Origin of the sequence: Streptomyces sp. NPDC046727, assembly GCF_040645635.1 — a bacterium.
Taxonomy (GTDB): domain Bacteria; phylum Actinomycetota; class Actinomycetes; order Streptomycetales; family Streptomycetaceae; genus Streptomyces.
Window position 1 is genome coordinate 25,993 of the sequence record NZ_JBEYYR010000032.1, and the last position, 14,747, is coordinate 40,739.

Here is a 14,747-nt window from a genome sequence, read left to right on the forward strand (position 1 = left end):
GATCAGCAGCGGATCAGCGGCGGCAGCCGGGGTCCGACGACAATGAGGACATGGAGATCGTCGTCGAGGTGCTCGGACCGATGGAGGTCAGGGGTACCGAGGGCCGCCCTGTAGCGGTCGGCAGCCGGCGCCGCCGTGAGCTGCTGGGACGGCTGGTCGCGGCCGGCGGCCGGGCCGTACCGCTGTCGGTGCTGGTCGATGATCTCTGGGAGGACCCCCCGCCGACAGCGGCCGGAACCATCCGCACCTTCGTCGCCGAGCTGCGCCGTGCCCTTGAACCGGATCGTCTCCCGCGCACCCGGTCACACGTCATCGAGACCGTCGGTACCGGATACGCCCTGCTGATTCCACGGGCCCATGTCGACGCCCACCGTTTCGAGGACACCCTTCGGGCCCTGCGCGACGGACCCAGCGGCCAGGTCGCCGGTGCGCTGGACGAAGCACTCTCGTGGTGGCGGGGCGAGCCGTACGCGGACCTCGACGCCTCACCCTGGCTGGCATCGGAGCGCGCCCGACTGACAGAACTGCACCGTCAAGCCGTCGAGCTGCGCGCCCGGGCGGTGCTCGACCTCGGACGCGGCGCGCCCCTCGTCCCGGAACTGGAGGCGTTCGCCGCCGCACACCCATGGCGGGAGCACGCCTGGGTCCTGCTCTCCCACGCTCTCTACCAAGCCGGACGCCAGGTCGACGCGCTGGCCTCGCTGCGTGCCGCGCGAGCCAGGCTGCTGGATCGGTTCGGACTGGAATCGGTGGACAGTCTCGACCATCTCGAACGCGACATCCTCCGGCACGCCGCGCACCTCACGCCCGCGCCCCGGGACGAGGCCGGACTGCGCCTGCTCACGCGCACGGAAGCGACGGGGACATACACCCGGCTGCGCTCGATGAGCACGGTGGCCGGGGCAGCCGCGGTCACAGGCGGTACGAACCTGGTCCTTGCCCAGGAGCAACGCGCTGCGGCGGTCGCGGAAGCGGAGCAGGCCGGAGACCCCGGTCTCACCGCGCGCGTGATCGCGGCGTACGACGTCCCCACCGTCTGGACCCGCGCCGACGATCCGGGACGCTCCGAGGCCCTGGTCGCGACCACCCGACGCACCCTGCACCGACTGGGACCAGGGGCTCCACCCGCGCTCCGGGCACGCCTCCTTGCCACCATCGGGCTGGAGCATCGCGGAACCCGGGACCGCTGGGCCGCCGAGGCGGCGGCCGAGGCCGAACGACTCGCCCGGGACCTGCACGACCCCAACGTGCTGGTCCTCGCGCTCAACGCCCGATTCGTGCAGTCCTTCCAGCACCCCGGCCGCACCGGCGAACGAGCCACCATCGCCGACGAACTCATCGATCTGTCGACGCGACACGACTTCCCGACGTTCGAGATCCTCGGCCATCTGATCAAGATCCAGGTCTGCACGGCCCGCGGCGACACCGAGACCGCGCAACGCCACGTCGCGGCGGCCGAGCGACTCGCCACCATCCACGAGACCCCCGTCGTGCACGTCCTCACCGCCGCTTTCCGGGCGATGTGCCTGGCAGAACGATCGGACGACCCCGCGGAGGTCGCTCACGCCTATCGCGCCGTGGCCGCCGACCTCGCCGGCGCCGGCATGCCCGGGGTGGAAGCCGGCATGTTCCCGCTCGCGCTCCTCGCGCTCCGCGTGCGCCACCAACGGCCCGCGCCGACGGACCCCGATCTCGACTGGGGCCCCTACCGTCCCTGGGTCCAGCCCCTCCTCGACCTCGCCCGCGGCAGGGTCGCGGCGGCCCGCCACGCCGCCGCCGCGCTGCCCGAACCCGCTGCCGATCACCTGTACGACTCACTCTGGGCCGTCAACGCGCATACCGCGATCCTGCTTGACGACGCATCGCTCGCGGCGCAGGCACACGACGCCCTTTCCCCCCTGCGCGGTGAGATCGCGGGTGGCACGACCGCCCTGATCACCCTCGGCCCCGTCACCGACATCCTGGCGACCCTCGATCAGTACCTCGATCGGTGACAGCGCCGAAGCGGTCGTAGCAGTCGTGGTTGCGCCGAGCGATGATCTTCCCGTCCGCTCCCGGGGCCGTTGTCAGTGGGTGCCCCTACGGTGAAGAGCAGTTGAGGACCTGCTGGAACGGCCGCAGGTCTGCCTGGGGAGGGGTCTGCCATGTCCACGGCGTCCACGGTGTCGACGACGTATCTGGAGCTGTCGCAGGAGGGCGGCGGCGCCCACAAGTTCTATGAAGTGACCGTCGACGGCCAGGTGGTGACGGTGCGGTACGGCAGGATCGGCGCCGCCGGGCAGACGCAGACGTCGACGTTCCCGACCGTGGAGAAGGCCCGGGCCGCAGCCGCGAAGAAGGTGGGGGAGAAGGTCCGCAAGGGATACGCCCCGGCCGTCCAGGGGCAGCGCGCACCCCGCTCGGTGACCCGCCGTCAGGTCAGCTCGGCTCCCTCCACCGCCCGTGCCGTGGCACCCGTGCTGTGGCGGTTCCGCACCGGCTCGGCCGCCTTCGGCATCCATGTCGACGACGACTGCTGCTGGGTGGGCAACCAGGCCGGTGACGTCTACACCCTGGACCACGACGGCGCCGCCCTGGCCCGCTTCAGCCTCCCGGACGGGGTGAAGTGCCTGGTCGCCGACGACTTCTGGATCTACGCCGGCTGCGACGACGGGAAGGTCTACGACCTCTCCTCCAAGCTCCCCTTCGCCGCCTACGACATCGCGGCCGACGTCGACATCTTCTGGCTGGACATCCACGAAGGCGTCCTGGACGTCTCGGACCGCGACGGTCGGCTCACCGTCATCGACCACGAGGACGAACACCAGTGGTCCCGCCGCAGCCAGGGCGAACACGCCTGGATGGTCCGCGCCGACGACCGGGCCGTCTACCACGGCCACCACCGGGGCGTCACCGCCTACGCGCCCGACGGCGGCGGCGAGCTGTGGCACACCCCCACCAAGGGCGGCGTGCTCTTCGGCTGGCAGGAGCAGGACGCGGTGTACGCGGGCACCGCGCACCGCGTGGTCCAGCGGCTGTCGAAGGCCACCGGCGCCATCGAGGCGACGTACGCGTGCGACAGCGCGGTGTACTCCTGCGCCACCTCACCCGGCGGGCGGTTCGTCTTCGCCGGTGACGCGGCCTCGTCCGTGTACTGCTTCGACCAGGACGGCACCCGGCTGTGGAAGCTCGGCACGGGCAGCGGCTCGGCGCTGTCGATGCAGTACCGCGACGAGCGGCTGTACCTGGTCACCACCGACGGTTCGCTGGTGTGCGTCGATGCCGGCGAGGCGGCCATTTCCGCGGCCCAGCAGGGCTCGGTGCCGGTGGTGCGGGACGTCAAGCTCGCCGCCGCCCTGCCGACCTACGCTCCGGCCACGGCCGTCGCGGCGGTGACCACGGTCGCCCATGCGCCCGCCGGAGCGGTGGTGGTCGAGTGCGTCCAGGAGCACGGCCGACTGCGGGTGCACGTGGTCTCCGACGGCTACGACTCCTCCTGGAACGTGCAGTTCCCGCGCGCGATACGCGAGCCCGGCGCGCGGTACGTCGTCGACGCCCTGCACCCGGCGGCGGGCGGCTTCTACCGCGTCCGGGGCGACATCAGGCGCCTGCTCTGACGACGGCTCAGGCGACCGCACCGAGCGGGGAACAAGGGGCCGCCCGCTCGGCGACGGCGCCCCGGCCGTCCGGCTCCACCCGGTACAGCCCGGCCCCCGGCCGCCGGCTCACCGCCTCTTCGAGACGCCCGTCCGTGAACAGCACGCCCACGCCGTCCTCCACCGCCCAGCCGGCCGGCAGCGCACCGGTGGCCACGGCCTGCCGGTACGAGGGGCGACGGCCCGGCTCGCTGTCGTCCGCCCAGCAGTTGGCACCGGCACTGATTCCGCAGAGCAGCGTCCCCCGGCCGGACGCCTCCCGCAGCAGGGCCGGTCCACCCCGTGCACCCGCCAGACCGCCAGCAGGTTCGCGGTGTTGCCGCCGGTCGACGAAGCCCGGGGCGTCGCCGCTCGCCGTGGGCAGGAAGCACACCGTGGGGCGAACGACGCCGGGGGCGGAGCCCCGGCGCAATCGAATGGTCGGCGAACCGGCGTCCCGCCCGTCTCGTGCCCGCTCTGTCAGGCGTGGGTGGGCGCCGGCCTCGTCAGCATCTCCCGGGCCGCGGAGAGGACCTCGGCGCGGTCCGCGGGGACCAGGCCGATGCGGGTGCGGCGGTCCAGGAGGTCGGACTCGTCCAGGGCGCCCTCGTGCCGGACCGCCCAGAGGAGTTCGGCCCGGGTGACGGGGTGGCCGGGCAGCACCGGCTCGCCGAGGGCCGGGTCCTCGGCCGCGAGGGCGTGGACCGCCAGGGCCTCGGTGCCGTAGCGGCGGATCAGGCGGCGGGGCGCGGGCAGGGCGCGGAGGCGTTCGGGGGCGGCGGCGCCGACCAGGGGGAGCGCGGCGGTGGGGGAGGGACCCGTGCGCAGGCCCCGGGCCTCGGCCGCCGCGTCCACGGCGTCCTGTGCCATCCGCCGGTAGGTGGTGAGCTTGCCGCCGACGACCGTGGTGACACCGTCGGGCGAGGTCAGTACGGCGTGCCGGCGTGAGATGTCGGAGGTGCGCGCCGGTGCGCCGTCCCCGGAGGTGTCCAGCAGCGGGCGCAGCCCGGCGAAGGCGCCGACGACCTCGTCCCGGGCCACGGGGATGTCGAGGACCGATCCGAGCACGTCCAGGAGGAAGCCGATGTCGGTCTCGGGTACCTCCGGTACGTCCGGGATGCCGCCGTCGACCGGCTCGTCGGTGAGGCCGACGTAGACGCGGCCGTCGCCCTGGGGCAGGACCAGGACGAAGCGGTTGGTCTCCCCGGGGATCGGGATGTGCAGCCCGGCCGGCAGGGTGCCGAGCCGCTCCGAGCGCAGGACCAGGTGGGTGCCGCGGGACGGGCGGATCCGGATGCCGTCGGCGAGGGCGCCCGCCCATACGCCGGTGGCGTTGATGACGGCGCGGGCCCTGATCTCACCCTCCTCGCCGGTGAGTTCGTCGCGGATCCGGGCGCCGGTCCCGGTCAGCCGCAGGGCCCGGACCCGGGTCAGCACCCGGGCGCCGTGCGCGGCGGCGGTCCGGGCCAGGGCGGTCACCAGACGGGCGTCGTCGGTCACCTTGCCGTCCCAGGACAGCAGCCCGCCGCGCAGCCCGGACGCGCGGACGGAGGGCGCGAGGTGCCGGGCCTCCGTCGCGGACAGCCGGCGCGGTGCGGGCAGGACCTGTCGCGGGGTGCGGGCGGCGAGGCGCAGCACGTCACCGGCCCGGAACCCGGCCCACGCCAGCGACGCCTGGGCCCGGGACACCAGCGGGGTCAGCGGCAGCACGAACGGCTGCGCGGCCACCAGGTGCGGGGCCGTACGGGTCATCAGGACTCCGCGTTCGACCGCGCTCTCGTGGGCGACGTCGAACTGCGCGGAGGCCAGATAGCGCAGCCCGCCGTGGATCAGCTTCGAACTCCAGCGGGAGGTGCCGAAGGCCAGGTCGTGGGCGTCCACCGCGACGACGTCCAGTCCGCGGGCCGCCGCGTCCAGCGCGGCTCCGGCACCGGTGGCGCCCAGCCCGACGACCAGGACGTCGGCCACCCGGCCGTCCGTGGCCTCGGCCAGTTCCCGGCCGCGCCGGTGTGCGCTGAGGGACGAGCCGCGCGCGGCCTCGGTGTGACTCATGGCGTCAGGGTCCTCTCCAGAAGGGTGCGCAGCTCACCGAGGAACGCGGCGGAGTCCAGCTCCGGATCGTCCTCCTCGGTCATCGTGCGCAGGGACAGGGTGAAGGACTGCACGGTCAACAGCAGGGCGCGGGCCTGCCGTTCGGTGTGGCCGGGCCGTACGGACCCGTCCGTGTGGCCCTCGCGCAGCGCGTCGCCCAGAAGCGCCAGCAGCGCCTCCTGGCTCGCGCCGCGCCGGTCGAGCACGTACGGCAGGAGCAGTTCCGGATCGACGTCGACGATCTTGCGGAAGAGGGGGTGCGCCCGGAACGCCTCGACACCGGCCACCAGCCCGTCCACGATCCGGGTGCGCGTGCTGATGCCGGGCACCGGCTCCGGTATGGCCCGGGTGGCCACCTCGATCCACTCCCGGGTCATCAGATCGCCCACCAGGGTCCGCAGGTCCGGCCAGCGCCGGTACAGCGTCATCCGGGAGACGCCGGCGCGGCGGGCGACGTCGGCGAACGTGGTGCGCCGTACTCCGACGGCGAGCACACAGTCGCGGGCCGCGTCGAGCACGGAATCACTGTCCGAACCGTTGTGACGAATGGGCGTCATGTGTCACAGTGTAACGCCCCGAGGCCGGGACGGAAGCGTTCCGGCCGCGGAGACGGCAGCCGAGCCGCGCGAAGCGAGCACACCGACCTGTGAGGACGACCGTTCAATGGACATGCTGTGGAACGGCTGGGGCGACCCGGCCAAGGCGGCACCGCTGCCCGACACGGTGACCGGGCTGCTGCGCGACCTGCTCGGCGTCAAGCCGCGCACCACCCCCGCGCTCGGCCTGGACGACATCCGCCTGCCCGCCACCACGGCCGACGTCACCACCCTGAAGGCGCTCGCCGAGGCCGTCGGCGGCGACGAACACGTCCGCACGGACACCGAGAGCCGCGTCCGGCACACCCGCGGCAAGTCCACCCCCGACCTGCTGCGCATCCGCGCCGGTGACTTCTCGGACGTCCCGCAGGCCGTCGTCCTGCCCGCCACCCACGACGAGGTCCTCGCCGTACTGCGCGCGTGCGCCGCGCACGGCCTGGCACTCGTCCCCTTCGGCGGCGGCACCTCGGTCGTGGGCGGACTCGCCCCGCAGCGCAGCGCGTTCGTCGCCCTCGACCTGCGCCGCATGAACGGCCTGCTCGACCTGGACCCCGTCTCCCGCACCGCCGTGCTCCAGCCCGGCCTGCGCGCCCCCGAGGCCGAGACCCTGCTCGCCGAACAGGGCTTCACCCTCGGCCACTTCCCGCAGTCCTTCGAATGGGCCACCATCGGCGGCTTCGCCGCGGCCCGCTCCAGCGGGCAGGCGTCCGCCGGCTACGGCCGCTTCGACGAGATGGTCCTCGGCCTCACCCTCGCCACCCCCGAGGGCACCATCGAGACCGGCCGCGCCCCCCGCTCCGCCGCCGGACCCGACCTGCGCCAGCTGATCCTCGGCTCCGAGGGCGCCTTCGGCGTGATCACCTCCGTCACCGTACGGATCCGGCCCCTGCCCGAGGTGCGGGTGTACGAGGGCTGGCGGTTCGCCTCCTTCGAGGAGGGCACCGCCGCACTGCGCCGGCTCGCCCAGGACGGACCCCGGCCGACCGTGCTGCGCCTGTCCGACGAGACCGAGACACTCATCGGCCTCGCCCAGCCCGACGCGATCGGCGCCGACCTGGCGCAGGGCGGCGCGGGCTGCCAGGCGATCGCCGGCTACGAGGGGACGGCCGAGGACACCGCGCACCGCCGCGAGCGGGCGGCGGCCGTCCTGACGGCCTGCGGTGGCACCCTCGTCGGCACCGAACCCGGCGAACGCTGGGCGCACGGCCGCTACTCCGCGCCCTACCTGCGCGACGCCCTGCTCGACGTCGGCGCCTTCGCCGAGACCCTGGAGACCGCCGCCTTCTGGTCCCGGATCCCCGAGCTGTACACGGCCGTCCGCACGGCCCTGACCGACACCCTCGCCCAGTCCGGCACCCCACCCCTCGTGATGTGCCACATCTCCCACGTGTACGAGAACGGCGCCTCGCTGTACTTCACCGTCGTCAGCGCCCAGGGCGAGGACCCGGTGGCCCACTGGACGCCCGCCAAGCACGCCGCCAACGAAGCCGTGCTGGCCGCCGGCGGCACCATCTCCCACCACCACGGGGTCGGCACCGACCACCGCGACTGGTACGTCCGCGAAGCCGGCCCGCTCGGCATCTCGGCCCTGCGCGCGGTCAAGCGCCGCCTGGACCCCGAGGGGCTCCTCAACCCCGGCGTCCTGCTGCCCACCGACTGACCCACCCGATCCGACCGCCTGCCTCGGAGGCACACCGATGCGCCAGTTCACCGCCGTCGTCAACCCCACCGCGGGCGGCTCGACCGGGGCGGCGACCCTGCTCCACCTGGCCCGGCTGCTCCGCGCGGCCGGCGCCGAGCTGGAGACGGAGTACAGCCACAGCCTCGCCCACGCCCAGGACATCGCCCGCAAGGCCGGCCGGCGCGGCCGGATCGTCCTGGCCGTGGGCGGCGACGGCATCGCGGGCGGCATCGGCGGCGCGCTCAGCGGCACCGGCACCGTCCTGGGCCTCGTACCGGCCGGGCGCGGCAACGACTTCGCCCGCGCGCTGCACCTGCCCGCGGACCCCGAGGCGCTCGCCGGCATCCTGCTGCACGCCGAGCCCCGGCCCGTCGACACCATCGAGGTCGAGTCGGCCGTCCACCCGCGCACGGTGGTCCTGGGCAGCGTGTACGCCGGTGTCGACGCGGAGGCCAACCGGCACGCCAACAACGCCCGTCTGCTGCGCGGCGCCGCCTCCTACTACGCGGGCGGCCTGCGCGCCGTCACCTCCTGGCGAGCGGCCGACTACCGCGTCACCGTCGACGGCGAGGAACACACCCACCGCGGCTACACCGTCGTAGCGGCCAACTCCCCCTACTACGGCTCCGGCCGGCTCATCGCTCCCGGCGCCCGCGTCGACGACGGGCTGCTGGACATCGTGATGATCCGCGAGGCCCCGCGCCGGCTGTTCTTCACCCTGATGAACGAACTGAGGACCGGCGCCCACGTCCGCCGCCCCGAAGTGCGCGTCCTGCGCGGCCGGGAGCTGCGCATCGAGGCCACCCGTCCGGTCCCCTACGGCGCCGACGGCGAGGTGGAGGCCACCCTCCCGGTCACGCTCCGGGTGCGGCCCGGAGACCTCCCGGTGCTGTACTGATCCGGCATGGCCGTGCGGTGCATCACCTGTTCGACCCTGGGTAGGCAAGAGGTTGCCTGGGGAGGGGTGAGGGGCCATATGACGCTGGAGCAGGCGGAGGGCGTGGTGCGGGCGGTCGTCGTGTACGACGGGCGGCTGCTGCTGGTGCCGGAGGCGGACGGCTGGGGGTTGCCCTCGGGCACCCCGGAACCCGCCGAGACGGCCCAGGCCACCGCGGCGCGGATCGTCTACGAGGTCACCGGCTACCTCGTCGACGGCACTGAGCCGCTGGCGCCGCGCGAAACCGCGGGAGAGACCGCCGTGGTGTGCCAGCTGCTGAGCGAGTCCCCGTCGGACGGAGGCCGCTTCACGCCGGAGCAACTGCGCTGGGCATCGATAGCGGAAACCGCCGGCACGCCGTTGCCGCGCACCGTGCGCGAGTACCTCCAGGGCCACACGCCTGTGTGAACCACCGCAGGACGGGCAGCGTGCCCGGGGGCGAGAGCGTGCGCAGCACACCGGCAGCAGCCTCGTGTCCGAGGGGTGTCCGGGCAGCGTGGTGGCGACGGTGAGACGCTGCGGGTCGGGACCGGAGTGCCCGCCGAGGTGGCGCAGCAGCGGTTCGGCGAGGATGACTGGATGTCCGGGGCGGACCGCTCGGGACACTGGGCGCCCGCCTGCTGGTCGACTCGGTGGTGCTCCCGGTGGTGGCCACGACGTCGGCGGGGGAGCGGCGCACGGCCTCCCGGAGCGACTCCAGGCCGTCCGCGAGCAGTTGATGCCCGATCAGTTCGGCGCCGCAGCGGCGCAGCCACGGCGCCGGCAACGGTCCGAGGGCGTCCCGGACCCGTCCACTGCGTGGCCTGCCGGAGGTCAGCAACTCGTCGCACAGGACGAGCAGTTCGACGCTCGGGCGGCGGTGTACGGCCAGCCGGTCGTACCCGGACGCGGCGGCACTCCTGGCCGCGCGGCCGGATGTCGCGGCCCTCGGCGAGTCGCTCGGGCGAGCGGTCGTACAGCATGCCCCGCCGGTCGTCGGCCGTGCCGTGCTCCCGGCGCAGTACGGCGGTGGCGGGGCGCCGGTGGTGATGGGCACGGCCATGTGCGGCGCGAGCGGTACGGGTTCCTCGCCGGCCGGCACGCCGGTGCCGCCCAGGCGCCAGGGCCCCGCCCCGGCCACGGCCCACCCGTCCATCGCGGAGGCGGCGACCGGTCGGCAGGGACACCGCACCGGTCGCGGTCGGCACGCACCCGTTCCGCATCCGGCCGCTGCGCCCGTCGCGCAGCGCCCCGACCTCGTCCTTCAGCGCGTCCCGGTCGGCCAGGATCCGCTGCGCCCGGACGACGATGCGTTCGCCCTCCACGGTGAGCCCTCGTACGTGCGTCCCCGCCGGACCAGGGGCACGTCCAGCTCCTCCTTCAGCTTGCGCAGCGCCTCCGACAGCGCGGGCTGCGATGCGTGGCAGGCCTGGGCGGCGCGGGCGAAATGCCACTCGAAGCGCTCACGACCGCCGGGCGTGCCGCCGTATGGCTCGTACGACCTGCCGGACCGGCGGAGCCGCGCGATGCTGGTGCGGAAGCCGCCCCGCTGGAGGCAGATGCCCGTGTCCGAGCCGCAGCCCGTCATCGTCCCGCCGGCCAGGGCCGCCGTGTTCCTCGTCGTCACGATCGCCGCCGGGGGCGAGGACCAGGTCCGGGACCTGCTGGAGGACGTCTCCGGCCTGCGCCGCTCGGTCGCCTTCCGCGCGCCCGCCGAGGAGCTGAGCTGTGTCGTCGGTATCGGTTCGGCGGCCTGGGGCCGGCTGTTCAGCGGGCCCGAGCCTCGGGAGCTGCACCCGTTCGTGGAGCTGGCGGGCCCGCGCCACCGGGCCCCCGGCACCCCCGGGGACCTCCTCTTCCACGTCCGTTCCTGCCGCATGGACCTCTGCTTCGAACTGGCCCGGCTGCTGGTCGAGCGGCTCGACGGAGCGGCCACGGTGGTCGACGAAGTACATGGCTTCAAATTCTTCGACGAACGCGATCTGCTCGGCTTCGTGGACGGCAGCGAGAATCCCGAGGGGCAGCCGGCGGCCGACGCGGTGTTCATCGGGGACGAGGACCCGGAATTCGCCGGCGGCAGCTATGTCATCGTCCAGAAGTACCTGCACGACATGGCGGCCTGGAACGCTCTGCCGTCCGAGGAGCAGGAAAGGGTCATCGGGCGTTCCAAGCTGGCGAATATCGAACTCGCCGACGAGGTGAAGCCCGCGGATTCCCATGTCGCGCTGAACACCGTCACCGACGAGAACGGGAACGAGCGCAAGATCGTACGGGAGAACATGCCGTTCGGCAGCATCGGAAAAGGCGAGTTCGGCACCTACTTCATCGGTTACGCCCGTACTCCGGACGTCATCGAGGAGATGCTGCGGAACATGTTCCTGGGCCGGGAACCAGGGCAGCACGACCGGATTCTGGACTTCTCCGTCGCGGTCACGGGCTGTCTCTTCCATGTGCCGACCGTGACCTTTCTCGACGATCTCCCGCCCTCTCCTTCCGCTTGCGGTGCCGTCCCCACCGGGGTTGAGTGATGGGTGATTACTCACCCCCTCGCGGATACCCTTCGCTGCCCCCTCGCGCGCCTGGAGCTGCCATGTCGATGTCGTTCGGTGCACCGTTCGGTTCGTCGGACCCTTTCAGTGAGTTGCTGAATCGTTTCTTCGGAATGTCACCGGCGTCATCGCCGCCCGCGGTGCAGCGCGTACCCATCGGACGGCTGCTGACGGAATCGTCACAGCGACTGCTCCATCTGGCCGCCCGGCGAGCCGCCGAGGACGGCACCTCCGACCTCGACACCGAACACCTGCTCTGGGCGGCCACCCAGGTCGACCCGTCGCGCCGGCTGCTCTCGCAGGTGGGCGTCGACCCCGACAGGCTCGCCGCCGAGCTGGGCAAGGTCCTGCCCCGCGAGTCCGGCGAGCCCTCCGCGCAGCCGGGACTCACCCCGGCGGCCAAGCGCACGCTCGGCGCCGCCTACGTCCGGTCCCAGGCGGCGGGCGTGTCCTACATCGGCCCGGAGCACATTCTCGGCGCCCTGATCGGCGACAGCGACACGGGTGCCGCCCGGCTGCTGCGGGCCGAAGGCCTGGACACCGGGCGCCTCGCGGGCCTCACCGAACAGACGGCGCCGCGCGCCGAGGCGGCCCCCGCCGAGCGGAAGAAGCCGACCACGACCCTGGACGAGTACGGCCGCGACCTCACGGAGGAGGCGAAGGCCGGCAAGCTCGACCCGGTGGTCGGGCGGGCCGAGGAGATCGAGCAGACCGTCGAGATCCTCTCGCGGCGCTCCAAGAACAACCCCGTGCTGATCGGCGAACCCGGAGTCGGCAAGACCGCCATCGTGGAGGGACTGGCCCAGCGCATCGTGGCGGGCGAGGTCCCGGACACCCTGAAGGACAAGCGGGTCGTCTCGCTGGACCTGTCGGGCATGGTGGCGGGCGCCCAGTACCGCGGGCAGTTCGAGGAGCGGCTGAAGAAGGTCATCGAGGACGTCCAGGCAGCCGGCGGTGACATCGTCCTCTTCATCGACGAACTGCACACGGTCGTCGGCGCCGGCGCCACCGGCGAGGGCTCGATGGACGCGGGCAACATCCTCAAGCCCGCCCTCGCGCGCGGAGAACTCCGTGTCGTGGGCGCCACGACCATCGACGAGTACCGCAAGTACGTCGAGAAGGACGCCGCCCTGGAACGCCGGTTCCAGCCCGTCATGGTCCCGGAACCCACGGTCGAGGAGACGGTGCAGATCCTCGAAGGGCTGCGCGACGCCTACGAGGCACACCATCAGGTCCGCTTCGAGGACGGGGCGTTGGCGGCTGCCGCCGAGCTGTCCGACCGCTACATCAGCGACCGCTTCCTGCCCGACAAGGCGATCGACGTGATGGACCAGGCCGGCGCCCGGGTGAGGCTGCGCAGCGCCGGTCGTTCCACCGAGGTCGTCAGCCGCGAGGACCGTATCGCCAAACTCCGGCGGGAACTCGAACAGGCCGTGTCCGCCGAGGACTTCGAGAAGGCCTCGGAGCTGAAGCGGGAGATCGCCGAAGCGGAGGGCGAACTCGCCGGTATCGAGGAGCGCCGCGAGGGCGTCGTCTCCGTCACGGCCTCCGACATCGCCGACGTCGTCTCCCGCCGCACCGGCATCCCGGTCTCCCGGCTCACCGCCGGCGAGAAGGAGAAGCTGCTTCGGCTCGAAGAGGAGATGCACGCGAGAATCGTCGGCCAGGACGAGGCGGTCACCGCGGTCTCCCAGGCCGTACGCCGCAACCGCGCCGGCATGGGCGACCCGAACCGTCCCGTGGGATCCTTCCTCTTCCTCGGCCCGACGGGTGTCGGCAAGACCGAACTCGCCAAGACCCTCGCCGCGTTGCTGTTCGGCGAGGAGGACCGCATGATCCGCTTCGACATGAGCGAGTTCCAGGAGAAGCACACCGTCGCCCGGCTGGTCGGCGCGCCTCCCGGATACGTCGGCTACGAGGAGGCGGGCCAGCTCACCGAGAAGGTCCGCCGCCAGCCCTACAGCGTGGTCCTCTTCGACGAGGTGGAGAAGGCCCACCCGGACGTCTTCAACACGCTGCTGCAGATCCTGGACGACGGACGGCTCACCGACTCCCAGGGCCGCACCGTCGACTTCCGGCACTGCGTCGTCATCATGACGTCCAACATCGGCGCCCACCGCATCCTGGACCACAAGGGTGATGTGTCCGAGCTCAAGGACGCGTTGATGGACGACCTGCGCGGCCGGTTCCTGCCGGAGTTCCTCAACCGGATCGACGACATCATCATCTTCCACGGCCTGTCCGAGGACGACCTGAGCCGGATCGTGGACCATCTGCTGGACCAGAGCAAGCGCCGGGTGCACGCCCAGGGGATGAGCCTGGAGGTCACGGAAGCGGCCAAGAAGCTGCTCATCGCCCACGGTCACCAGCCGGAGTTCGGCGCCCGGCCGCTGCGCCGCACCATCCAGGCGGAACTCGACAACCGCATCGCCACCCTGCTGCTCAGCGGCGAGGCCGGCCCCGGCGACACCATCGTCGCCGATGTGCAGCACGACTCGCTGCACTGCGTCGTACGCAAGAACGGCTCCGGAGCCCCGTCCGCCTCCGGCGCCTGAGCCGACCCTGCCGTGAGGACGCCGTCAGTATGGAGCCGACCCGTCACTGCGACTGAGGCGCGCCGATCGACACCACGACCGCCGTCTCCGGCCCGTCCGGGGTGTTGTAGTGGACGGTGTCCCCGGACCGGCGGCCCAGCAGCGCGCGCCCGAGCGGGCTGTCGGCGGTGACGAGCGTCTCGTCCAGCGCCTCGGTGACCTCGCCGATCTGCAGGGTCTCCGTCTCGCCGTCCGAGAAGCGGACGGTGACCGTGCTACCCACCCCGGCGACGTCGGTGGGGGCGGGGCCGGCCTCGTCCGCCTGGCGCAGCCGTACGGTGATGTCCTCGATACGACGGTCCAGGCGTTCCAGCTGATCGGCGCGCCGCAACTCGTCCGCCTGGTCGGCCTGGTCGCCCACCGAGGTGGCGTCCCGGAGCGTTCCGGCGACCAGCCGGCGTTCGTCCCGCAGGTCGGCCAGCTCCTGCTCCAGCGCTCGACGGGCCTGGGTGCTGATCGGCTCCGGATCACCGGTCATGGTGTGTACTCCTCTGAGAGTCCGGCAATTCGCAACATAAGGGGACTGGATACTCTCATGGCCTGCGGTGGAGTGGACGGAAATGCAGAGATAGGGTTCTTATGTCCATTTCTTCATCGTCCACGGAGCCGGTTGCGCTCCGTCTGTGTCCCCGTGGAGGTCCCATGTCCTCGAAGCGACGCCGGAAGAAGAAGTCGCGCCGCAAGCACGCCGCGAACCACGGCCGCC

The 14,747-nt window shown here is 72.7% G+C and carries 11 protein-coding genes and 2 pseudogenes; 7 read left to right on the plus strand and 6 right to left on the minus strand.

Features of this window, described 5'->3' with window-relative positions; all coding sequences use genetic code 11:
- Nucleotides 1-50: 50 nt before the first annotated feature.
- Together ABZ937_RS31285 and ABZ937_RS31290 are read left to right on the plus strand one after the other, a co-directional pair.
- On the plus strand, nt 51-1,994 hold the full coding sequence (locus tag ABZ937_RS31285; RefSeq protein ID WP_361696709.1) for an AfsR/SARP family transcriptional regulator: 1,944 nt from the start codon (nt 51-53) through the stop codon (nt 1,992-1,994).
- Between the two features lie 150 nt (nt 1,995-2,144).
- Nucleotides 2,145-3,596: a WGR domain-containing protein gene (locus tag ABZ937_RS31290; RefSeq protein WP_361696711.1), complete on the plus strand. Its 1,452-nt coding sequence runs from the start codon at nt 2,145-2,147 to the stop codon at nt 3,594-3,596.
- A 7-nt stretch (nt 3,597-3,603) separates the two neighbouring features.
- On the opposite strand, the pseudogene ABZ937_RS31295 reads toward ABZ937_RS31290, so the two are convergent.
- The 3 genes and pseudogenes from ABZ937_RS31295 to ABZ937_RS31305 form a co-directional block, all read right to left on the minus strand.
- Nucleotides 3,604-4,017: pseudogene (locus ABZ937_RS31295) on the minus strand (Type 1 glutamine amidotransferase-like domain-containing protein); the annotation flags it as partial.
- A gap of 77 nt (nt 4,018-4,094) precedes the next feature.
- Nucleotides 4,095-5,666, minus strand: a complete 1,572-nt coding sequence (locus ABZ937_RS31300; RefSeq protein ID WP_361696712.1) for a glycerol-3-phosphate dehydrogenase/oxidase — start codon at nt 5,664-5,666, stop codon at nt 4,095-4,097.
- Nucleotides 5,663-6,262 (minus strand): TetR/AcrR family transcriptional regulator, encoded by a 600-nt coding sequence (locus tag ABZ937_RS31305; RefSeq protein ID WP_361696713.1) that lies wholly within the window; start codon nt 6,260-6,262, stop codon nt 5,663-5,665. Before ABZ937_RS31305 ends, ABZ937_RS31300 begins: the two co-directional genes overlap by 4 nt.
- Nucleotides 6,263-6,368: 106 nt before the next feature.
- Here ABZ937_RS31305 and ABZ937_RS31310 point away from each other — a divergent pair, with 106 nt between their 5' ends.
- From ABZ937_RS31310 to ABZ937_RS31320, 3 genes are all read left to right on the plus strand, one after another.
- Complete coding sequence (locus tag ABZ937_RS31310) at nt 6,369-7,961, plus strand: FAD-binding oxidoreductase (RefSeq protein WP_361696714.1); 1,593 nt, start codon at nt 6,369-6,371, stop codon at nt 7,959-7,961.
- 37 nt (nt 7,962-7,998) lie between these two features.
- Complete coding sequence (locus ABZ937_RS31315) at nt 7,999-8,880, plus strand: diacylglycerol kinase family protein (protein ID WP_361696715.1); 882 nt, start codon at nt 7,999-8,001, stop codon at nt 8,878-8,880.
- A 78-nt stretch (nt 8,881-8,958) separates the two neighbouring features.
- On the plus strand, nt 8,959-9,327 hold the full coding sequence (locus tag ABZ937_RS31320; RefSeq protein WP_361696716.1) for an NUDIX domain-containing protein: 369 nt from the start codon (nt 8,959-8,961) through the stop codon (nt 9,325-9,327).
- Here the strand turns inward: ABZ937_RS31320 and ABZ937_RS31325 are convergent.
- Nucleotides 9,227-10,054 carry a molybdopterin-binding protein gene (locus ABZ937_RS31325; protein ID WP_361696717.1) on the minus strand — a complete coding sequence of 276 codons (828 nt, stop codon included), beginning with the start codon at nt 10,052-10,054 and terminating at the stop codon, nt 9,227-9,229. The two genes, ABZ937_RS31320 and ABZ937_RS31325, sit on opposite strands and share 101 nt — an antisense overlap.
- 16 nt (nt 10,055-10,070) lie before the next feature.
- Nucleotides 10,071-10,426 (minus strand): annotated as a pseudogene (locus tag ABZ937_RS31330) (LysR family transcriptional regulator); the annotation flags it as partial.
- Nucleotides 10,427-10,463: 37 nt separating this feature from the next.
- On the opposite strand from ABZ937_RS31330, the gene ABZ937_RS31335 reads away from it, so the two are divergent.
- Together ABZ937_RS31335 and ABZ937_RS31340 are read left to right on the plus strand one after the other, a co-directional pair.
- Nucleotides 10,464-11,426 (plus strand): Dyp-type peroxidase, encoded by a 963-nt coding sequence (locus ABZ937_RS31335; protein WP_361696718.1) that lies wholly within the window; start codon nt 10,464-10,466, stop codon nt 11,424-11,426.
- Nucleotides 11,427-11,488: 62 nt separating this feature from the next.
- On the plus strand, nt 11,489-14,002 hold the full coding sequence (locus ABZ937_RS31340; RefSeq protein WP_361696720.1) for an ATP-dependent Clp protease ATP-binding subunit: 2,514 nt from the start codon (nt 11,489-11,491) through the stop codon (nt 14,000-14,002).
- Nucleotides 14,003-14,045: 43 nt separating this feature from the next.
- On the opposite strand, the gene ABZ937_RS31345 is transcribed toward ABZ937_RS31340, so the two are convergent.
- Entirely contained in the window at nt 14,046-14,519 is a 474-nt protein-coding gene (locus tag ABZ937_RS31345) for a GreA/GreB family elongation factor (RefSeq protein ID WP_361696721.1), read from the minus strand.
- Nucleotides 14,520-14,747: the final 228 nt, after the last annotated feature.